16 protein-coding genes are annotated in these 20,886 nt (G+C 48.8%); 15 read left to right on the forward strand and 1 reads right to left on the reverse strand.

The features are described from left to right. From R3187_RS12150 to R3187_RS12220, 15 genes are all read left to right on the forward strand, one after another. Entirely contained in the window at window positions 1–1,899 is a 1,899-nt protein-coding gene (locus R3187_RS12150; RefSeq protein WP_318967321.1) for an XrtA/PEP-CTERM system amidotransferase, read from the forward strand. 2 nt (window positions 1,900–1,901) lie between these two features. Then, window positions 1,902–3,821 (forward strand): asparagine synthase (glutamine-hydrolyzing), encoded by a 1,920-nt coding sequence (asnB, locus tag R3187_RS12155; RefSeq protein ID WP_318967322.1) that lies wholly within the window; start codon window positions 1,902–1,904, stop codon window positions 3,819–3,821. Continuing rightward, on the forward strand, window positions 3,818–5,044 hold the full coding sequence (locus tag R3187_RS12160) for a TIGR03087 family PEP-CTERM/XrtA system glycosyltransferase (RefSeq protein WP_318967323.1): 1,227 nt from the start codon (window positions 3,818–3,820) through the stop codon (window positions 5,042–5,044). Before asnB ends, R3187_RS12160 begins: the two co-directional genes overlap by 4 nt. Next, window positions 5,041–6,357 carry a nucleotide sugar dehydrogenase gene (locus tag R3187_RS12165; RefSeq protein WP_318967324.1) on the forward strand — a complete coding sequence of 439 codons (1,317 nt, stop codon included), beginning with the start codon at window positions 5,041–5,043 and terminating at the stop codon, window positions 6,355–6,357. Before R3187_RS12160 ends, R3187_RS12165 begins: the two co-directional genes overlap by 4 nt. After that, a complete protein-coding gene (locus R3187_RS12170; RefSeq protein ID WP_318967325.1) occupies window positions 6,354–7,340 on the forward strand; it encodes a hypothetical protein in 987 nt (328 codons plus the stop codon). The genes R3187_RS12165 and R3187_RS12170 overlap by 4 nt, the downstream gene beginning before the upstream one ends. A 1-nt stretch (window position 7,341) precedes the next feature. Continuing rightward, the gene (locus R3187_RS12175; RefSeq protein ID WP_318967326.1) at window positions 7,342–8,697 is read left to right on the forward strand and encodes a TIGR04063 family PEP-CTERM/XrtA system glycosyltransferase; all 1,356 of its coding nucleotides are present in this window, start codon (window positions 7,342–7,344) and stop codon (window positions 8,695–8,697) included. Further along, window positions 8,684–9,799, forward strand: coding sequence for a glycosyltransferase family 4 protein (locus tag R3187_RS12180; protein WP_318967327.1), 1,116 nt, complete (start codon window positions 8,684–8,686; stop codon window positions 9,797–9,799). Before R3187_RS12175 ends, R3187_RS12180 begins: the two co-directional genes overlap by 14 nt. Further along, on the forward strand, window positions 9,792–11,144 hold the full coding sequence (locus R3187_RS12185) for a putative O-glycosylation ligase, exosortase A system-associated (RefSeq protein WP_318967328.1): 1,353 nt from the start codon (window positions 9,792–9,794) through the stop codon (window positions 11,142–11,144). Before R3187_RS12180 ends, R3187_RS12185 begins: the two co-directional genes overlap by 8 nt. Further along, window positions 11,137–12,489, forward strand: coding sequence for a phenylacetate--CoA ligase family protein (locus R3187_RS12190; protein WP_318967329.1), 1,353 nt, complete (start codon window positions 11,137–11,139; stop codon window positions 12,487–12,489). Before R3187_RS12185 ends, R3187_RS12190 begins: the two co-directional genes overlap by 8 nt. Next, the gene (locus R3187_RS12195; RefSeq protein WP_318967330.1) at window positions 12,464–13,909 is read left to right on the forward strand and encodes a polysaccharide lyase; all 1,446 of its coding nucleotides are present in this window, start codon (window positions 12,464–12,466) and stop codon (window positions 13,907–13,909) included. Before R3187_RS12190 ends, R3187_RS12195 begins: the two co-directional genes overlap by 26 nt. A 107-nt stretch (window positions 13,910–14,016) precedes the next feature. After that, window positions 14,017–15,552: a lipopolysaccharide biosynthesis protein gene (locus tag R3187_RS12200; protein WP_318967331.1), complete on the forward strand. Its 1,536-nt coding sequence runs from the start codon at window positions 14,017–14,019 to the stop codon at window positions 15,550–15,552. Continuing rightward, entirely contained in the window at window positions 15,549–16,448 is a 900-nt protein-coding gene (locus tag R3187_RS12205) for a hypothetical protein (RefSeq protein ID WP_318967332.1), read from the forward strand. The genes R3187_RS12200 and R3187_RS12205 overlap by 4 nt, the downstream gene beginning before the upstream one ends. After that, complete coding sequence (locus tag R3187_RS12210) at window positions 16,448–17,455, forward strand: polysaccharide deacetylase family protein (RefSeq protein ID WP_318967333.1); 1,008 nt, start codon at window positions 16,448–16,450, stop codon at window positions 17,453–17,455. The genes R3187_RS12205 and R3187_RS12210 overlap by 1 nt, the downstream gene beginning before the upstream one ends. Beyond that, a complete protein-coding gene (locus tag R3187_RS12215; protein WP_318967334.1) occupies window positions 17,455–18,555 on the forward strand; it encodes a sugar-transfer associated ATP-grasp domain-containing protein in 1,101 nt (366 codons plus the stop codon). The genes R3187_RS12210 and R3187_RS12215 overlap by 1 nt, the downstream gene beginning before the upstream one ends. Then, complete coding sequence (locus tag R3187_RS12220; RefSeq protein WP_318967335.1) at window positions 18,539–19,612, forward strand: sugar-transfer associated ATP-grasp domain-containing protein; 1,074 nt, start codon at window positions 18,539–18,541, stop codon at window positions 19,610–19,612. Before R3187_RS12215 ends, R3187_RS12220 begins: the two co-directional genes overlap by 17 nt. Window positions 19,613–19,640: 28 nt before the next feature. Here R3187_RS12220 and R3187_RS12225 read toward each other — a convergent pair whose 3' ends face one another. Continuing rightward, complete coding sequence (locus R3187_RS12225; RefSeq protein WP_318967336.1) at window positions 19,641–20,804, reverse strand: sugar-transfer associated ATP-grasp domain-containing protein; 1,164 nt, start codon at window positions 20,802–20,804, stop codon at window positions 19,641–19,643. Window positions 20,805–20,886 lie beyond the last annotated feature (82 nt).

Genomic DNA, 20,886 nt, shown 5'->3' on the forward strand with positions numbered 1-20,886 from the left:
ATGTGCGGTATTGCCGGAATTTTACAGCTAAACAACAGCAATCAGGTTAACCAGAGCGTCCTGAAACAAATGAATACCGTGCAATCGCACCGCGGGCCGGACGATGATGGTTATCACTTTGAAGAAGGTGTTGGGCTGGCACATCGCCGTTTATCCATTATTGATATCGCTGGCAGTCATCAACCGCTGTTTAACGAAACCGGCGATGTTGCCGTGGTTTTTAACGGCGAAATATATAATTTTGCTGAACTGACAACAGAGCTTAAAGCCCGTGGCCATATTTTCTCTACCCATGGCGATACAGAAACCATCGTCCATGCCTGGGAAGAATGGGGTGTGGACTGCGTTCAGCATTTTCGTGGCATGTTTGCCTTCGCCATCTGGGATCGCAACAAACAGCAGCTGTTCCTGGCACGCGACAGAATGGGGATCAAACCCTTATTTTACAGCCTGCTGCCTGATGGTCAGTTGCTGTTCGGTTCAGAGTTAAAAGTACTGACCGCCCACCCGCAATTTGATAAAGGCCTGTATTACCAGGGAATAGAGGACTATTTCACCTTTGGCTACATTCCAGAGCCGCATACTATTTATGCCAATGCCTTTAAAATGAATCCCGGCCACTACCTGTTAATCGATAAAAGCAGACCGACGGCACTTAACCAAACCCAGTACTGGGATATCGACTTCAGCCAGGCCGTATTAACCGAACAGCAGGTAAAATCAGAGTTGCTTGACCGGTTAAAAGAAGCGGTCGATATCCGGCTTATCGCTGAAGTACCGCTGGGCGCCTTTTTGTCCGGTGGGGTCGACTCCAGCGCGATAGTGGCGCTGATGGCTCAGTTACAGCAAGATAAAGCGGTGAATACCTGCTCTATTGGTTTTGACGATCAGCAATTTGATGAAAGCGACTACGCCAGTCAGGTAGCGCGGCAATATCAGACCAACCATCGCAGTGGCATGGTTGACCGTGATGATTTTTCGCTGATTGATAAATTAGCCGCACTGTACGATGAACCTTATGCCGACAGCTCAGCAATGCCAACCTACCGGGTATGTCAGTTAGCCCGCAAGCATGTCACGGTCGCATTGTCCGGCGATGGTGGCGATGAGCTGTTTGGTGGCTACCGGCGCTATCGCTATCAGTTACATGAAGAGAAAATGCGCGGCATTATGCCACAGGCTATCCGTGAGCCGCTGTTTGGTACTCTGGGCAAAGTCTATCCGAAAATGGACTGGGCGCCGCGGTTTGTCAGGGCTAAAACCACTTTCCAGTCGCTGGCAATGAATGCCGTGTCCGGCTACTGCAATACCATGTCAATTATGCGGGCCGATGCCAGAGCTGCGCTGTTTTCACCACAGCTGAAGCAAAAACTCGGTGGCTATCAGTCAGTAGAAGTATTTAAACGCCACGCCGCTAATGCCAAAACCGATGACCCGCTAAAGTTAGTGCAATATCTGGATATGAAAACCTATCTGGTGGGCGATATTCTGACCAAAGTAGACCGGGCCAGTATGGCACACTCACTGGAAGTGCGGGTGCCGCTGCTGGACCACAAATATGTGGAATGGGCCACCCGGTTGCCCAGTGCAATGAACATCCGCGGCAATGAAGGTAAAGCCGCCTTTAAACAGGCGCTGGAACCGCATTTGCCCCATGATATTCTGTACCGCAAAAAAATGGGATTTGCCGTACCACTGGCCGGCTGGTTTCGGGGCCCACTGAAACAAACCCTGCAACAGGCATTAAATTCTGAGGCGCTGGCCGATTCAGGCCTGTTTAATCAGCATTATATTCAGCAGCTGTATCAACAGCATGTTTCGGGCAAACGCGACCACAGCTCGGCACTTTGGACTTTGCTGATGTTTTCCCAGTTTTATCGCCAGCAGTTGGGGCAGTAATTATGTGTGGTATTCACGGCGTTGTCGCCTTAAAACGTCCCCGGCAATTTCCGGCGCAGTGGCTGGATATGATGGGTGACATTACCGCCCATCGCGGCCCTGATGACAGTGGCAGCTATCTTAACAACAATATTGCGCTCGGCATGCGCCGGTTGTCGGTCATTGATTTAAGCGGTGGTCAGCAACCTATCAGCAACGATGATGGCAGCCTGGTATTAGTCTGTAACGGTGAAATCTATAACTACCGTGAGCTCAGGGCACAGCTGGCTGACAGCTACCATTTTAAAACCCAGTCAGATGTTGAAGTTATTCTGGCGTTATATCAGCAATATGGTGTGGACTGTCTGCAACATTTAAACGGCATGTTTGCTTTTGCGCTGTGGGACAATAACCGCCAGCAACTGCTGTTAGCGCGCGATAGGTTGGGTATCAAACCGCTGTATCTGTGCCAGCACGATGGCTATCTGGCCTTTTCCACAGAAAGCAAAGCTATCCTGGCGTTGCCCGGCATTGACGCAGCGGTTTGCCCGCAGGCGCTTGAGCAGTATCTGCAGTTAGGTTATGTGCCAGCCCCCTACTCTATGTTTAAGGGTATTCAGAAGCTTGAAGTGGCCAGCTATCTGCTGATCAATGATAAAGGCATCCAGCAGCATCAGTACTGGCAACCCGATTTTGCCCAGACCGAGCAACTTTCTGAACAAAGCTGGGCCCGGAAAATCCGCACCCAGCTGGAAAGCTCTGTGGCCATGCAAATGGTCAGTGACGTACCGATTGGCGCGTTTTTATCCGGAGGGGTCGATTCCAGCGCAGTGGTTGCGCTGATGTCCAAACACAGCAAGGGCCCGGTCCAAACCTATGCTATTGGTTTTGATACCGGCGATGCTGCTAACTTCTATAACGAGTTACCCTATGCCCGGGCAGTGGCCGAACAGTTTGGTACAGAACACCGGGAAATACTGGTAAAACCCGACGTGGTCAGTCTGTTGCCCAAGTTACTGTGGCATATGGACGAGCCTATCGCCGACAGTGCCTTTATTACCACCTATCTGGTATCGGAATTTGCTCACCAGGACGTCACCGTTATTTTATCCGGCGTTGGCGGCGATGAGCTGTTCGGCGGCTACCGCCGCTACCTCGGTGAGCACTATTTGCAGAAGTACCAGCGGCTGCCTGCCTGGTTGCGGCAAAAACTACTGGTGCCGTTAGCGGGCAAACTGCCCAGTGATCGGCACTCCAAGCTACTTAACACCCTGCGCCTGACCAAAGCCTTTATTCAGTCAGCAGAGCTGGATGATGCCGAACGCTATCAGCGTTATATGCAGGTATTCAGTCAGCAGCAAACCAGCCAGCTGTTAAACAGCGAGATGCCAATGAGTATGATTAAACAGCACTATCAGTTCAGCCACGCTGAACAGGGGCTGTGGCGAATGTTTGATACTGATCGGCAAAGCCAGCTGCCTGACGATTTATTACTGTTAACCGATAAAATGACCATGGCCACATCTTTGGAATGCCGGGTACCCTTTCTTGATCACGAAATGGTCGAGCTGGCGGTAAAAATTCCGCAAAGTCTGACCATGAAAAATGGCCGCCTGAAACATTTATTAAAAGAGTCACTCAGTGACATCTTACCCGCCAGCATCCTGGACCGGCCAAAGCGTGGCTTTGGAGCACCATTAGGCGCCTGGCTGAAGCAGGAATTAGCGGCCATGTTGCGGTTATTCGTTAACCGTGAAACGATAGAAAGCCGCGGTTTACTGAACTGGCCCATTATTGAACAAACGCTTAATCAGCACTTCAGCCAACAGGAAGATCATACCGATCATCTGCTGGCGCTGATGAATCTGGAAATCTGGTGTCGGTTGTACTTAGACAAACAAAGTGCCGAGCAAATATCAGAGACAATCAGGACGTCGTTATGAAAATACTATATGTCTGCCATCGCTTTCCGTTCCCACCGAAGCGTGGCGGTAAAATCCGCCCTTTTAATATGATCCGCCATTTCAGTGAGCAAGGTCATCAGGTTTATGTCGCTTCACTGGCCCGTAATCCGGCAGAGGCTGCCGACGGTGAAGGCATCAAAGAGCACTGTCATCATTATTATGCGGCAGTGGTAAGTGAGCCGGTGCAGTTTGCCAGGATGATCCTGCGCCTGCCGCTGCTAACCCCATCATCAATGGGCTACTTCTTCAGCCAGGATTTACACAATCATATTCAGGGGTTACTGGCCGAGCATAAGTTTGATCTGATTTTTGTCCATTGCTCATCGGTTGCCCAATATGTCAGCGGGGTTGAAGACACCCCCAAACTGCTGGATTATGGCGATATGGACTCACAAAAGTGGTTAGCCTACCGGGCTTTTAAGCCGTTTCCGCTCAGTCTGGGGTATTTGCTGGAAGGCCAGAAAATGCTGCGGGCAGAAAAACGGCTGGCCCGAAAATTCGACTTATGCAGCTGCACCACCAAGGCGGAACTGGCTACCTTACAAAGCTACAACACCCAGGTCCCCACAGCCTGGTTCCCTAACGGGGTAGATACCGATTATTTCAGCCCCGGCACGGCGCCATACGAGCACCATAGCATCTCGTTTATTGGCAGGATGGATTACTATCCTAATCAGGAAGCTATGCTGCAGTTCTGCCGGCAAACGCTGCCACTTATTCGTGAGCAAATTCCCGATGTTAAGCTTTATATCGTCGGAGCCGAGCCCAGTGCGGCTATCCGGGCGCTGGCCAACCTGCCTGGCGTCATTGTTACCGGCTCGGTAGCCGATGTCAGGCCTTATATCATTAATACTGCAGCCATGGTGGCGCCACTGAATATAGCCAGAGGTACCCAGAATAAAATTCTGGAGGCGATGGCAATGGGTGTGCCCGTAGTTAGCAGCAGTCAGGCAGCCGGCGGCATTGACGCTATTGTTAATCAACACTTTTTAATTGCTGATACGCCGACAGAATACGCCAACGCCCTGGTAAAACTGATGCGCAATCCATCATACCGGCTGCAACTGGCGGAGGCAGGCCGGCAACGGATGCTAACCCATCACCAGTGGCACTTATCAATGCAACAATTAGACAGCATAGTGCAACAATGTATAAACTTGCATCAGGAAAAACAGCTGACACAAAGGGAAGTGCAAATATGAATATCAGTATTTTTGGTTTAGGTTATGTTGGTGCCGTATCTCTGGCGTGTCTGGCGCGTGATGGCAACCAGGTTATTGGCGTCGATATTGACCCGGTAAAGCTGGAACTGATAAAAAGCGGTCAGTCACCGGTTATTGAAGAAGGCATGCCCGAGTTAATGGCAGCAATGGCCGCCAGCGGCCGGGTCAGCGTGTCACAAGATGTGCAACAGGCTATCGATGACAGTGACGTCTCGTTTATTTGTGTTGGCACACCGTCGCAGGCTAATGGCAGCCAGGATCAGAGCGCGGTGCTGCGCTTAGCTGAGCAACTGGGCAAAGCTCTGGCCTCTAAAACCAGCCGGCATACTATTGTATTTCGTTCTACTTTATTGCCCGGCACAGTCGAGGGCAGTTTAAGAAGTTTGTTAGAGCAGCACTCCGGCAAACAGGATGGTGTTGATTTTGATATCTGTTTTCAGCCGGAGTTTCTGCGTGAAGGCAGTTCGATAAAAGACTACGACAATCCGCCTTTTACTATTGTTGGCGCCAACAACGAGGCGGCCCATCAGCAGATGCAAAAACTGTTTGGTCACTTACCAGGCCAGTATCACCGTACCGATGTGAAAACAGCAGAAACCGTAAAATACTTCTGTAATATTTTCCACGCCTTGAAAATAACCTTTGCCAATGAAGTTGCCCGGTTATGTGAAGGTCTGACCGTTGACCCGTTTAAAGTAATGGACTTAGTCTGTGCCGATAAACAACTGAATATTTCGCCGGCTTACTTAAAACCCGGCTTTGCCTTTGGCGGCTCCTGCCTGCCTAAAGATTTGCGGGCCATGCAATATGTTGCCAAACAGGCAGACATTGAAATTCCGATGTTATCCCAAGTGTTGTCATCAAATCAGGTGCATCTGCAGCAGGCCTATAAGAAGATCCTGACGCTGGGCTCACGGGATATCGGCATGATAGGTCTGAGCTTTAAATCAGGCACCGATGACTTACGGGAAAGCCCGCTGGTTGACTTAGCCGAGCATCTTATCGGCAAAGGGATGCTGTTAAGTATTTTTGACCCGGAAGTGAATCTGTCACGGCTGCTCGGTGCCAATAAACGGTTTATTGAAGAATCCATTCCGCACATTGGCCAGCTGATGACCAGCGACATTGAACAGCTGCTTGCCAATAATAAGGTAATAGTACTGGGACTAAACGACAAACATATCGTTGAACAGGTATTAGCCGGGCTGACCGCAGAGCACATTCTGGTCGATCTGGTTCATCTGAAACAAATTTCCGACGTTCGTGGCCGTTATATCGGATTATGCTGGTGAACAGACTCATCAGCTGGCGCAGCGCTCTGGTAATAACCGCGATGATGCTACTGCCGGTTATTTTACTGGTCAGCAACTTTCATTCAGGTACCGAGCTGGTGCGGCTGCGCAATGCCATGGTGTTTAACGTTATCAGCGCACAACAGAGCCAGTGGCCGGGCGATCAGTTTCCGGACTCCTTTAAACAAGAGCAGGCACAGCTGCCTGCTGCTATTGCCCGGGTCATTATCACACCTGATGCGACAGCCAATCCGCTGACGTTAATGCTAGAGCAGGCCGCGGTATTAAATCTGGATCAGCGCCGTCGTGGCGGCGCTATTCAGGCCGATGTCAGCACCACCCTGGCACAAATTCAGCAACAGCAGGGCTATTGCGCCGACTATACCGAAATTATCAATGTATTTGGTCACGCCCTGGCTATTCCGGTACGGGAGTGGGCCCTGGCATTTGATGGCTTTGGCGGTCATGGCCATGCCATTAACGAGATTTGGGATCAACAGGCACAGCGCTGGATAATGCTGGATGTGTTTAACGGTTTTTATCCGGTCAATCAGCAACAGCAACCGATGTCAGTACTGGAATTTAAACAGCAACTTATTGCTGATCGCAGTCAGATCCAGCTGGTCCGGTTATCGGCTAAAACATTCGGCTTTAAAGACGACGCCATGGCGCTTGATTACTATTACAAGGGCCGGCATCAGTTTTATCTGTGGTGGGCCAATAACAATATCAGTTACGACGAACACAGTCTTATTAAGCTTGCTGGCAGCGTTTCGCCTCATCTGGAACAAATGGTGGCCATCATCAGCGGCCAGTTTCCGCAATTGATGGCGATAGCTGAGCCGGACAATCTGCATTTGATAAATAATATGCAGCGGCTGAAATTTATGCTCTGGGTATTATTTTACTATGAGCTGATACTGGCGCTGTTATTACTGGCAATGCTGATTACACTTTTTACCCGACGCTCAAGGAAGGCATAGCATGTCGCAACAAAGTATGATGCAAACCCAAGTTGCACAGCAAAGCACGGTGCAACAAGAAATTGCCCAGCCCGTTACCCCACAGGATGTTACGCCGCAAAACGTTACTCCACAGAACCTGACGCCACAAAATATTGCGCAACCGCCACAGTTACAGGTTTTGCATGTTTTTGACCATTCAGTGCCGCTGCACAGTGGTTATGCTTTTCGCAGTCTGGCGATTTTACAGCAGCAACGGCGGCTGAACATCAGTACCCGTCAACTGACCAGTAGCAAACATTATTTAGCAGGGCCAGTAGAAGAACAGGTGGCCGGTTTAACCTTTCAGCGCACTCAGCCTGGTTTACTGGCTAAACTGCCGGTGCTGAGCCAGCTTGACGTTATCAGCCAGCTGGAACGACAACTGACCAAGATGGTGCAGCAGCAAAAGCCGGATATTATTCATGCGCATTCACCTTCCCTCAACGCACTGGCGGCGGCCAAAGTTGCCAAACGCTTTAATATTCCGCTGGTGTATGAAATGCGCGCATCCTGGGAGGATGCTGCGGTAAGTCATGGCAGCTGCAAAGAGGGCGATTTGCGTTACCGGATTGGCCAGTATCTGGAAAAAAAAGCGCTTAAAAGTGCTGACTATGTGGTCACCATCTGTCAGGGTTTAGCAGACCAGATTGAACAATGGGGCGTGCCCCGGCATCGAATCAGCGTGGTCGCTAATGCGGTCGATATCAGTGCCTTTAATCCGGTTGTCAGCAAAGATGCGGAACTTGAGCAAAGCCTGAATTTACAGGGTAAAACAGTACTGGGTTTTCTGGGCTCGTTTTACCGCTATGAAGGGCTGCATATTCTGCTGGAAGCATTTGCCCGCCTTCAGCCACAGCATCCGGATCTCAGGTTGTTGCTGGTAGGCGGTGGCTTACAGGAAGCAGCGCTGAAAGCGCAGGCAAAAGATCTGAATATCAGTGACTATATTATTTTTACCGGCCGGGTTGATCATCACACCATAAGCCGCTATTACAGCCTGGTAGATATGTTTATCTACCCGCGCCAGGCCATTCGGTTAACCGAAATGGTCACACCGTTAAAACCGCTGGAAGCCATGGCCCAGCAAGGGCTGGTGGTTGCCTCTGATATCGGCGGCCACCGCGAGCTTATCCGCCATAACGACACCGGCATTTTGTTTGAGCCAGACAATTCGGCTCAGTTAGCTAAGGTATTAGACGAGCTGCTGAATAACCGTGCCGACTGGCCAAGAATAAAACAAAATGGCCGCAACTTTGTCGAGCAGGAGCGAACCTGGCAGCATACTGTCGCCGCCATTTTGCCGGTTTATCAGCAGGTGTTAAGTGAGCGACACTAACCCATACAGAAATGGCGATACGCCGCTTACTATCACGCTGGTGGGGCCAATTCCGCCCCCGGCGGGCGGCATGGCCATGCAAACTGCTCAGTTATTGCGCTTACTGACGGAAACTCAGCAGCTCAATGTAAAGCTGATTGCAGTAAACCCGCCCTACCGGCCACAGTGGGTTGCTAAAATTCCGCTGCTCAGGGCAATTTTCCGGTTGGTGCCCTATTTCTGGCAGTTGCATCAGGCCTGCAAGCAAACCGATGTAATGCACCTGATGGCTAATTCTGGCTGGGCCTGGCACTTGTTTGCCGCACCGGCTATCTGGATCGCTTACTGGCATAAAGTGCCGGTTATCGTCAATTATCGCGGCGGCCTGGCGGCAGACTTTTTGAAAAAACAACAGCGCTGGGTGCTGCCAACATTACGCCGGGCCAGTGTTATAGTGACACCAAGTGCCTTTTTGCAAGGCGTATTTGCTCAGTACCAGCTAAAATGCCGGATCATTGCCAATATTGTTGATACCGCTATTTTTCACGGCTCACTAAAACCCAGCCTGGCGCATGCGCCGCATCTGGTGGTAACCCGTAATCTGGAAGCCATTTACGACATCGCCACTGCCATCCGGGCTTTTGCCATTATTAACAAGCAACTGCCAGACTCCCGGCTCAGCATTGCCGGTAGCGGCCCCGAGCTACCGGCCCTGCAGGCGCTGGTTAACCTGTTACAGCTAAGCAATCAGGTCAGCTTTTGCGGTAAGTTGGACCGGCAACAAATGGCTGAGCTTTATACCAACGCCGATATTATGCTTAACCCCAGCACGGCTGACAATATGCCCAACTCATTGCTGGAGGCCATGGCAGCCAGTGTACTGGTGGTGTCTACTGATGTTGGTGGTATTCCGTTTATGGTAGAGCATCAGCGTGATGCATTACTGGTACCGCCAGCAGCACCTGAGCCAATGGCCGCGGCCGTATTAAGCCTGGTTGCTCAGCCGGAACTGGCTGAACAACTTGCAACAAATGCCAGAGCCAAAGTAAGCCAGTATCAGCCGGCGCAGGTACTACCCTGCTGGTTAAGTTTGTACCATGAGAGCGAGCAAGCAAATGCGTGACATAGTACTGTTTCTTATTATTGTTGGTTGTATACCGTTTATTTTGCGCCGGCCTTTTATCGGCGTACTGGTCTGGTGCTGGATAAGCTATATGGTGCCGCATCGGCTCGGCTGGGGTTTTATCCAGACGCTGCCAGTGGCATCAGTAATTGGTTTGGTTTTTTTAGTCAGTTATTTATTCAGTAAAGAGCCGAAAAAGATCCCGCTTAGCAGCCCCATTGTCTTTCTGCTGCTGTTTAATATCTGGATGGTGATCACCTTTATCATGAGTGTGAAAGACCCTTATGTGATTTCGCAGTTTGAAAAAATCATGAAAATTCAGTTTATGACGTTAGTTGTTCTGGCAATGCTTACCACCCGGCAACGAATTGAACTGGCATTATGGGTAGTGGCACTCAGTATCGGCTTTTATGGCGTAAAGGGCGGCATTTATACCATCGCCACGGCTGGCGGGGGCCGGGTGTGGGGCCCCACTGGCGGCTTCTTTTTCGGCAATAACGAATTGGCACTGACCCTGCTAATGATTTTACCCATTTTATTTTATTTACGTCATCTGGTGCCCGACAATAAACGCTTACTCAGACTGGGCTTACTGGCAGCGATGGGGTTAATCGTGCTTGCTGCGCTAGGCACCCAAAGTCGTGGCGGCCTGGTGGCCTGCGTTGCGGTTGGTTTTTTCCTCTGGTTAAAAGGCCCGAATAAACTGGCCATTGCGCTGGTTATTCTTATCGCCGCGCCGGTTGTCTATCAGTTTATGCCCGATCGCTGGCATGATCGGATGGCGACCATAATTGAGCCTGATCGGGAAAGCTATGACGGTTCGGTTAAAGGCCGGTTTAACGCCTGGGAAATGGCGTTTAATATGGCGAAAGACCGGCCTTTTGGCGGCGGTTTAAATGGCTTTAAGGCTGAAAACTTTTACCTGTATGCCCCGGAGCCTGAGCGCAAACATGACTCCCATAGCATCTACTTTCAAGTAATGGGCCACCATGGCTTTATTGGCTTTTTCTTATGGTTTGCTATTTACCTCAGCACCTGGCGCAGTGCCAAAAAGACCATTAAGTTAACTAATAAACGTGATGACTTAAAATGGGCGGCATTGCTGGCTAAGATGCTGCAGTGCAGTTTAATTGCCTATGCCGCCGGCGGCGCCTTTCTCGGCTTAGCGTATTTCGATTTGCCCTATCATCTGGTGATTACCATGGTTGCACTTAATGTGGTAGTTAACCGGCAACTGGCAACAGAGGCGGCAGAGAAAAAGCAGCAAAAAGTCCGCCAGTTCGCTGATAGCCGCCCTCATCATCCGGACAGTTTAAAAGCTGCACTCAGAGGCAGCCATGACTAGTTTATATACTCAGTTGGTTAGCAAAGTATTATTCCGGCTGCACGAGCGGCTAAAAAACCACAGCACCTATGCCATGCTGGCCAGGCTGGAGCGCAGCCAGTGGTTAACTGTCAGCCAAATTGAAGACATCCAACAACGCAGACTACAGGCTTTTATTAACGATATCAGTCAGCATTCGCCCTATTATCAGCAGCTGTTTAAAACACTGGGCATTGCTGCCAGCGATATCCGCTCGGTTGCTGATTTAAACAAACTGCCCTTGTTAACCAAGCAGCTAATTACCGATAATCAACAGGCGCTGTGCAGCGAGGCGCAGCATACGCTACAGCGCTATAATACCGGTGGCTCCAGCGGCGTACCGCTGATTTTCTATATGGGCAAAGCACGGATCAGCCATGACGTAGCGGCCAAACTCAGGGCCACCCGCTGGTGGGGGGTGGATATTGGCGATCCGGAAGTGGTGTTATGGGGCTCGCCGATTGAGCTCGGTAAACAGGACCGGATTAAACAAGTCCGTGACATGCTGTTTCGCTCATACCTGCTGCCGGCATTTGAGTTTACCCCGGCCCATATCGACGCTTACCTGCAACAATTGCAACAGCTGAAACCGAAAATGCTGTTTGGTTACCCGTCGGTTATTCACCAGTTAGCACTGGCGGCGGAAGCACGGCAACTGTCGCTGGCTGAGCTTGGCGTTAAAGTGGTATTTGTTACCTCGGAAATGCTGTTTGAGCATCAGCGTGCGGTTATTGAGCGGGTATTTAATTGCCCGGTTGCCAATGGCTATGGTGCCCGCGATGCCGGTTTTATAGCTCATCAGTGTCCGGCCGGCAGTTTGCATATCAGTGCCGAAGATATTATCGTGGAAATTATCGATGACAATGGCCAGGTGTTGCCAGCGGGGCAAACCGGTGAAATTGTGATAACCCACTTACAAACCCAGGCCTTTCCCTTTGTCCGCTATCGTACCGGCGATATGGGCCAGCTTAGCAACACTCCTTGCAGTTGTGGCCGGGGCCTGCCGGTACTGGCCCACGTCAGCGGTCGTACTACAGACTTTATGCTGACTACAGCTGGCGATAAGCTACATGCGTTATCGCTGATTTATGTGCTGCGGGATTTAAAAGAGATCAGACAATTTAAAATTATCCAGCATAGCCTGACCGACGTTGAAGTTCAGCTGGTAGCAGTTGCCCCGCTTGATTCTTTATTAGCTGCAGATATTGTCAGCCAGTTTAAGCAACGCCTGGGCAGTGACAGCACTATCACCTTAAAGCAGCTGGACGCCATTGCCAGCCTGCCTAATGGAAAACATCGTTATGTTGAATCAAAAATCGATAGTTAAACTTGCCCGCCTGCTGGTTCTGTGTCTGCTACCTGTTGCAGCTATTAATGCGGCGCCTCTGTCTCCTGAGCAAATCACTGCTGTTGACTGGCATGAAGGCGATAAGCAACTTGCCGGTGCCAGTCGCAGTTACAGCTACGCAGCGGCCTATATTAGCTGGCCAGGCCCGCAAATGGGAGTCTGGATAGATAAAAACATGCAGTTTCTTGGCGAGCACCCCTTTGACCAGCAACGGATCAGCCGGGCCCAAACAAACAAACTGGTCAGCTGGCAGGTTACCGGCCTGGTGCAGCATATTGTCAGCACAAAACAGCCCGCTATCGACCTTATCCTCCGGGGTCAGGATACTCAGGGAACCAGTCTTTTTCATAGCAAAGAATCCGCTGAAAACAAAGGGCCAACCCTAACTATTTCCACCTCTGCAGGAAGAAGCATTACCCTGACCGCTAACATGGACACGTACCTGGACGAAAGCACGTTTCGCTCGTTAGGCCATAGTAAAACCCTCAAAGCCGGTACCAGTAATCTCAGTTTGCTGCGCTTTACTATCCCTGCCCTAACAGCTGATGAACAAATCACCGCTGCAGAGCTCAAACTTATCGTAAAAAAACAATTTGGTACCAGCAATATTGGCGTTTTCTGGCTAGCCCAGCCGCTGACAACAACCAAGGTGCTTGCTCCTTTTCCAACCCAGAAAATTGTTTTTCAGGAAGATTTTTCAAACCGGAACTGGGCTGCAAACTGGAGCAGTCTGGACCGGCGCAGCCTTGCTGAACAGGCAAAAGCACCACAGCGACCCGATAATATTGCGCTAAAAGTTGAATTTAATCCCGAACAGAATCTGGCACTAAACTTAATACTGCTGCTTAAATCAACATTAGCGCAAGAGCCCGAAGCGTTATATTTTCAGTATGATTTGTATCTGGCAGACAACTGGCTGGCCACTAAAGGTGGTGGCAAGTTTCCCGGGTTAGCAGGCACGTACAATAAAGCAGGCTGGGGCGGCCGCTCTGCCGATGGTAGCAACGGCTGGTCGGCCCGCGGTCAGTTTGGTGATACCATCAAAAGCGACGATAAATTTAATAACAGTACCCCGCTTGGGTTTTATGCTTATTACCCGGATAATGGTCAGAATCATGGTGCGGCTATGTACTGGGACACCGGTAATAATCCAATAAAACCAGGCAAATGGTACCAAATTACCCAGTACGTTAAGCTGAATACGCCCGGCAAACAAGATGGCGTGCTAAAAGCCTGGGTTGACCAGAAGCAGGTGTTTGCGCGCACAGATATTCGCTTTCGGGACACCAGCGATCTTAAAATAGAGCGGTTATGGCTGAATTTTTATCATGGTGGCACGGCCAAACCTGTCCAGCTTATGGAACTGTATATCGATAATGTGATACTGGCGACAGAATAAATATATTAGCGCTGGATCACCGTCAGAATCTGTCTGAGTGCTGGCTATTCAAGCGCTTTATTGGTATAAATACACGGTAATTTACTCAATAAAATGGACTTTTTGTAATGCCCTCCCCTCCAGGCCAGGACAGCCCAGAGCAGCAAAAACAGACCCGGAATAACCATACCCATAATAAGGTGTATTCCGGCTCGGTGTTTATGCTGATTACCCGTTTAAGCATTAAATCGATTGGCTTAATCAGCTCAATATTTCTGGCCCGCTTACTAACCCCGGAAGACTTTGGCATAGTCGCTATTACCATCGCAATTTATGCCTTTATTGAGCTATTTGGCGCGCTGGCATTGGGCACTGCGTTAATTCAGCAGAAAGACAATACCCCTGACGATTATAACAGTGCCTGGACATTTAACGTCCTATTCGGTTTCGCTGCGGCAATTTGCCTGGCGCTAATTGCTCCGCTGGTAGCCAGCTACTATGCTGATCCCAGGCTACAGAATGTGCTGTACGTGCTGGCTTTTGTCAGCCTATTGTCCGGCTTTCATAACATCGGGGTAATTAACTTTCAGCGCGATTTAAATTTTCGTAAAGAGCTCCAGTTACAACTGGTGCCTAAAGTCATCAGTTTTGTTATAACGCTTAGCCTCGCTTTTATACTCCGTAATTACTGGGCCTTGGTGTTGGGTGTGCTTTGTAATCAGCTGGTAGTCACCACCTATAGTTTTATCATGCATCCGCACCGGCCGCGGATATGTTTTAGCTCATTTAACAAGCTGTTTAAATTCTCCCGCTGGCTGCTACTGAATAATGTCGTGTATTTTATCAATGATAAAGTCAGTCAGTTAATTGTCGGTAAAGCATTGTCACCTACTGCTCTGGGCTATCTGTCACTGGGTAAAGAAATTGGCCAGTTGCCTACCAGCCATATAGCTATTCCGATTAATAAGGCTACTTTCCCGGTATATTCCCGCTTTCAGGATAACCCGGTCGAACTGAAAAAAGCGTATTTAAATACTGTCGCTTTAACCGCCAGTCTTACTATCCCGTCTTCTATTGGTATCGCAATGGTGGCACCGTTGTTGGTAAGTGTATTGCTAGGCGAGCAATGGGTAAGCATGATCCCGCTGCTGCAATTACTAGCCTTAGCCAATATGTTTTTTAGCATCACCTCTAACAACAGTTATATTTATCTGGCTTCCGGCAAACCCCATATTTCGTTCTTTATAAATTTTTCCAGATTAGCCGTATTTTTTGCGCTGTTTATTCCACTGCTGGAATACAATGGTTTAATTGGTATCGGCCAGGCCAGGTTGGGCTCTACCCTGCTGATGGTGCTGATTGTTCAGGCTATTGTTATCCGTTTTTTAAAGCTGCCGGTGCGCGACCTGTTAGTGGCGTTTATCCGGCCGGTATTAGCAGGGCTGATAATGGCTATAGCTGTCTGGGCTGTCCAATCGTCGGTGCAGCTGAGCATTGCGCTGCTACAGCTATTGCTGGAAACCCTGAGCGGCGTGCTGAGTTACGGTCTGGTTTCGTTGATTATCTGGCATATACAGGGCTATCCGGAGGGTTTTGAGCATAATATTTTCAGCCGGCTGCGCTTAAAGAACTTTCCCCCACGCAGCGGCGGCCCCTTGCCATGACAGCGTCGCTGGCATCTCTTCAACAAGCAGCGCAGCAGCAAGTCAGTACCCTGCTGCACAGCACTATCAGCAGTGCAGCGTTGCAACAGCTGCAATGTCAGTGTTATGCGACGGCACCTTATCAATCTTATAATCAGCGGTCTGATTTACATAACAGCTTAGCTACGCTGCCCGCACAATTTGGCTGCAGCAAAACTGAGCTGGTCAGATTGCTGATGTTAAGCTTAGTGGCAGAATTCTCATTGCAACAACTACCGCTGACTATCAGCAGCGAGATTAGCGATAACTACCAGCGAAGTTTGCAGCGTATTGTTAAGCTGTGGTGCAGCGCCGACAACGCCAGCCTGCCAAAAACAGATGACAAGTTTCTGAAAGATATCGGCTTATTAACTGGTGCGCTGCTGCCCTGTGCTGAGCGGGTGGTTGAACCGTTTTCCGCTATCCAGCGCTCATTACTTTTCTGCAATGGTGTGACTCAGGCAGCAGGTTTTATTCGTGCGTTAATCGCTGCCCAAGGCAATAAGCCAGTGTGCCGGCTGCATATTCATTTGTCAGAAATAAATCAGTTAACCGCCGCTGGCTGGCGCCAGACCTGCCAGCAAGTTGCTCAGTTACTACTGCTTAATCGACAACTAAAAGGCGTAGTTGGCGCTTGTTGGTTTTATGATCCGGCTATTGCCGCTGTCAGCCCCAAACTAGCTTTTATCAACGAACTGCTTAGCGAAATGCAGGCCAGCTGGTTTTTCTCACATAGCGAAGGTGACAAAAGCGGTGCATTTAGTCGCTCGGCCAGCCGTAAACAGGCCTTTGAAAATGGCCAGTATCAGCCAAAAAACTATGTTATTTTTATTCCCAGAAACCAGCTGCTTGCCTGGTATAAAAGGCAACCTACCTGATGAAAACTGTGATTTTGACCTTGTGTCAATGGTTTGGTCTGTTTAGCCTGGCGAAAAAAATGACTGCCAGACGGCCACGCATTTTGTGTTATCACGGCATATCGGTAGATGACGAATATCAGTTCTCACCTGGGGTGTTTATGCGAAGCAGCACCTTTGCCAGACGGATGGCGCTGCTGGCTAAATGGGGCTACAAGCCAGTATCGCTGGATGAACTGTACCGGCAAAACCAGGCCGGACAGTATGGCAAAAATACCCTGGTTGTTACCATTGATGATGGCTGGGCTGCCATTGAGCACGGCATGCTACCGGCACTTAAAAAGTATAACTTCAACGCCACTTTATATCTTTCCAGTTACTTTGTTATTAATCAGCGGCCGGTGTTTAAACTATCCTGTTACTATTTGTTCTGGAAGTATCAAGGGCCTTTTACGCTGGCAGCTAACAGCTGTTTAACGCCTTATACCAGGCTACAGCAGTTAACTGTTAACGACGTGCTCGCTCTGGCGGCAGAACTTGGTTCAGCCTACGAGCAGCCCATTTTAGCAGAGCTTGCTGCTTATTTTGGGGAAGACCTTGCCAGCTGGCAACATAGCGGTAAATTAATGTTTCTTACCCCGGAAAAAGTTACCGCCCTGGCGGCGCGGGGTCTGGCAATTGAACTGCATACCCATCGCCATAAGTTCTCTGAACTTAATTTAACGGATGCACAAACCGAGTTGATTAACAATCAGCGCTATATAACGCAATTAACCGGTAAAAAAGCGCAACATTTTTGTTTTCCGCGTGGAGAATATCAGCAACAGCAGCTAGATTTGCTGACACAACAACAGCTGAAAACCGCCACAACCACCGAAAATGAGCTGGTAAGCAAACACGATCATTTACTGACCCTGCCAAGATTGGTCGACAATGATAAAGTAAGCGATCTGGAATTTGAAGCTGAACTGACAGGTGTAATGACATTATTGCGTTCAGCGACGTCCCTGTTGAAACGAGGCGGATAATGATAGCAGGCTATCTCAGCAGATTAAAAGACACCCTGGCCATGCTAAAAAAAGAAGCGCAACTGGCCGGCTTGTCATTTCCAGAAATGCTATGGCAAACCAGCAAGTTTTGCCTGAAAACCAGGCTGGGCCCCCGTTATTTTGTGGTGGCAGGTATGGCCAGAAAGAACTTTAAAGAAGCCGATAAATGGCTGCATATTTCTGCCCGCGAGTATTACAACGCCTTAGATAAACTTAACCCACCGCTTTATCGCAAACTAACTCAAAGTAAATTATCGGAAAAAGCGTTATATCAGCTGCTACATATTCCTACCGCACCAATGCTTGGCTATTTTCATCCTGTTATCGGGGTGACCAACAGCGGCGAGACCCTGCAAACAGCTGATGCACTGCAACACCTACTGCAGCAACATGCCGGCAGCACCGTAATGGTAAAACCACTGGAAGGCTTTGGTGGCTCCGGTGTTATGGCCCTTGCCATCAGTTATGACGGTGAAACACTGCAGCTGCAATCGGTTGGAGAGCAGCAATTATATAGTGCAGAACAACTATTAAGTGCTTATCAGCGCAACGGCCTGCCGCCTGAGTTTATGCTGGAAGCTTATATTCAGCAATCGGCCCAGTTTGCCAGTTTTAACCCGTCCAGTTTAAATACCTTGCGGTTATGGGTGCTGGAAACCGCACCCGATCAGGCTGAAGTTATTGGCGGTTACCTGCGAATTGGCCGGGCTGGCAAGGTTATCGACAATGCTTCTGCCGGTGGCATTATGTGTCCGATAGAGCTGGCAGCAGGTGAACTGCAGCCAGGTCTGATTAAAAAAACCCCGCATCGTGATGACATCTGCCAGCATCCCGACCATGGCGCACCCCTGGCTGGGGTTATACTGGAGCAATGGCCGCAGATTAAGCAGTTTGCCGAAAAGGTATTGTTAACGCTGCCTCACACCCGCTTTGCCGGTCTGGACATTACTATGACCGGGCAGGGGCCGTTATTAATTGAATCAAATGTTGCGCCCGATAAAGATGGGGCTGCACATGGCAATATCCCATCAGTTAAATTACAACTCGCCGCAAGGAAGCCCTATGTTAAGCACCATTAGCAAAGCTATAAAAATGTCCCGGCAACGGGCTAAAGATGAAAATGCGCTGTCATTTTCCCAACAATTAAAAGAAATGCTGTTACTGCAGCTGAAAACCGGTTTTGGTCCGGGCAATTATCATAAATATTTGTTGTGGCAAAAAAATATGCCCTGGCAACAAAAACTGGGTTACTGGCATGATCAGAAGTATTACCGCTTTTTAAACAAGATAAACCCGCTAAACTACCGGATGCTGGCCCGCAATAAAGTAATGGCCAAAGCGATACTGAAGTTTTACAACATACCCGACGCTGAATATCTTGGTTATTTATCAGCTGCCGGCGGATTTAAAGCAGATGGTTCGCCGTTAAATAGCGCTGAGCAATTAGCTACTTTTCTGCAGCAGCGGCCAGATCTGGACAGGATCTGCTTTAAACCGGTAGATGGCTCTGGTGGTGAGGGTTTTTGTGCGGTTGAAATAGACCGTTCTAACGACATCCTTTTTCGGGAGCTGGGTAAGTCGACGACTTTACCAATTGCCGATTTCCTGAGCCAGGCACTGAAAGTAGACCAGGGGTGTGACTACATTATTGAAAAATATCTGCAGCAACACCCTACTCTGGCAGCTTTTAACCCCAGCAGTTTAAATACCTTAAGGGTCTGGGTTGGTAAAGCGACCAACGGTACCCCGAAAATTATTGCGATATACCTGCGGGTTGGTCGAAGTGGTCAACTTATCGACAATAAAGCGGCGGGCGGCTTTGGCGTCTCTGTTGACATGGACAGCTTTAAAACTGTTATGCTTTTACCGCCCGACAACAACGATCATTGCTATGCTAGCCATCCTGACAGCGGCGAAAATATGATTGACCGCCAACTGCCATTTCAGCAAGAGGTTATCGCGCTTGCTGAGCGGGTTATCAGTATTTTACCCAATACCCGTTTTGTTGGACTGGATATTGCGTTAACACCTGAGCGGCCTGTTATAATTGAGTTTAATTTTGCCCCAACAGCAACTGGCACCACGAAAATGAATGCAAGCCATCAACAATTGTTGGGCTGGCTTGACGGTAGCTAGGCTCTTTCAGCCCAGCTACTCTGCAAATTTATCCGTTTATGAACCGGGCAAAAACGCTGCCTTTTTGAAGTACAGCCATTTGCCTCAAACTTTTCTTAAGCTCTGAATCTATTAGTCCTTTACCATGCACTTGTAAAATATTAGTGCCACCAAGATCATTCAGTTCGAGGAAAACTGCACCTTCTTCACTAATTATTACATCCCAATGCATTGCCCCCATATCATTAATTATTGAGGACGCGTTCAAAACCTCTGCCTTAACCTTCTCCCATAACGGCAAAGTAAACTCACTAAACTTGCGCCCTGATACTGGATGCTGTTCAAGCAGCTGAGCATCGGGCCAGTATCTATCGACTGCACCGCCAACTTGCCCTGTTACTACATCAATCTCACCCAGCATATTGCCATATGCCCCGTTACTAAAGTTATCGCTGATATTGCCGGGTGTAACGATTTTCCAAACTGCTCGATGAATATATGGTCCACTGCCTGTATTTAATACGAGAATTCGTAAACCTGATGGCGTGTCGGTTTGAGTAAACTCATTAATTGCAGAGTGCTGTTGAACTATGCGTTGCAAAGAGACACCTGCTTTTGGGCTGTATCGATGCGAAACTTTTAGACCTATAGTTTTTTCAATGAACTCATCAAAACTTATAGCTTTACCGCCTTTATCAATAATCTTTTCGCATTCGTTCTCTATACCAGCTATGTAGAAAGTACCCTGCCCCAGCGATCCTTTGACAGGTTTAACGAATATCGGCATTTTTTCACGCTTGAGAAATGCTTTGAGTTCAGAAATATCAGTAAGGTGAGTTTTCACAAATTCAGGGACTATGCCAGTTGGTTTGTAAATTGCTAATATTTCTGTAGTCCTAATGTTGTAGGCGTTACAAAGTACAGCAAATACTAATTTATCCGATGCGGGGGTAACGGCATTACGCTTGTTTAAGCTACGATTAAATTCTTCATTTGATTTTCCGCCAAGTAACTCTGTATATAATGCCCCCCCTCGCTCAACCGCAAATACCCGATAAGTATAATAATCAAAAATGCCACAAGTCGGGTTTAGTCTGGAAAGAACTATGAGATCCCAAAACTGAGCTACAAATCCTTTTCCAAAATTTTGCTTTACATAGCAAGCCTTGGAAAATAATAATTTTACTTTTTCAAAGAATTTCTTTTTAACCATGGTCATTCTCTGGGGTGGTAATTATTGTTCCCACAAACGAGGGATACTTAGGATCATACTGAGTATTTAAAGTTAAAATTCA

Source organism: Arsukibacterium sp. (genome assembly GCF_033721375.1).
GTDB lineage: Bacteria > Pseudomonadota > Gammaproteobacteria > Enterobacterales > Alteromonadaceae > Alishewanella.

Excerpts from the sequence above, each read along its gene's own strand:
- R3187_RS12150 (WP_318967321.1), top strand. The coding sequence starts at position 1 with ATGTGCGGTATTGCCGGAATTTTACAGCTAAACAACAGCAATCAGGTT.
- asnB (WP_318967322.1), top strand. The coding sequence starts at position 1,902 with ATGTGTGGTATTCACGGCGTTGTCGCCTTAAAACGTCCCCGGCAATTT.
- R3187_RS12160 (WP_318967323.1), top strand. The coding sequence starts at position 3,818 with ATGAAAATACTATATGTCTGCCATCGCTTTCCGTTCCCACCGAAGCGT.
- R3187_RS12165 (WP_318967324.1), top strand. The coding sequence starts at position 5,041 with ATGAATATCAGTATTTTTGGTTTAGGTTATGTTGGTGCCGTATCTCTG.
- R3187_RS12175 (WP_318967326.1), top strand. The coding sequence starts at position 7,342 with ATGTCGCAACAAAGTATGATGCAAACCCAAGTTGCACAGCAAAGCACG.
- R3187_RS12185 (WP_318967328.1), top strand. The coding sequence starts at position 9,792 with ATGCGTGACATAGTACTGTTTCTTATTATTGTTGGTTGTATACCGTTT.
- R3187_RS12190 (WP_318967329.1), top strand. The coding sequence starts at position 11,137 with ATGACTAGTTTATATACTCAGTTGGTTAGCAAAGTATTATTCCGGCTG.
- R3187_RS12195 (WP_318967330.1), top strand. The coding sequence starts at position 12,464 with ATGTTGAATCAAAAATCGATAGTTAAACTTGCCCGCCTGCTGGTTCTG.
- R3187_RS12200 (WP_318967331.1), top strand. The coding sequence starts at position 14,017 with ATGCCCTCCCCTCCAGGCCAGGACAGCCCAGAGCAGCAAAAACAGACC.
- R3187_RS12205 (WP_318967332.1), top strand. The coding sequence starts at position 15,549 with ATGACAGCGTCGCTGGCATCTCTTCAACAAGCAGCGCAGCAGCAAGTC.
- R3187_RS12210 (WP_318967333.1), top strand. The coding sequence starts at position 16,448 with ATGAAAACTGTGATTTTGACCTTGTGTCAATGGTTTGGTCTGTTTAGC.
- R3187_RS12215 (WP_318967334.1), top strand. The coding sequence starts at position 17,455 with ATGATAGCAGGCTATCTCAGCAGATTAAAAGACACCCTGGCCATGCTA.
- R3187_RS12220 (WP_318967335.1), top strand. The coding sequence starts at position 18,539 with ATGTTAAGCACCATTAGCAAAGCTATAAAAATGTCCCGGCAACGGGCT.
- R3187_RS12225 (WP_318967336.1), bottom strand. The coding sequence starts at position 20,804 with ATGGTTAAAAAGAAATTCTTTGAAAAAGTAAAATTATTATTTTCCAAG.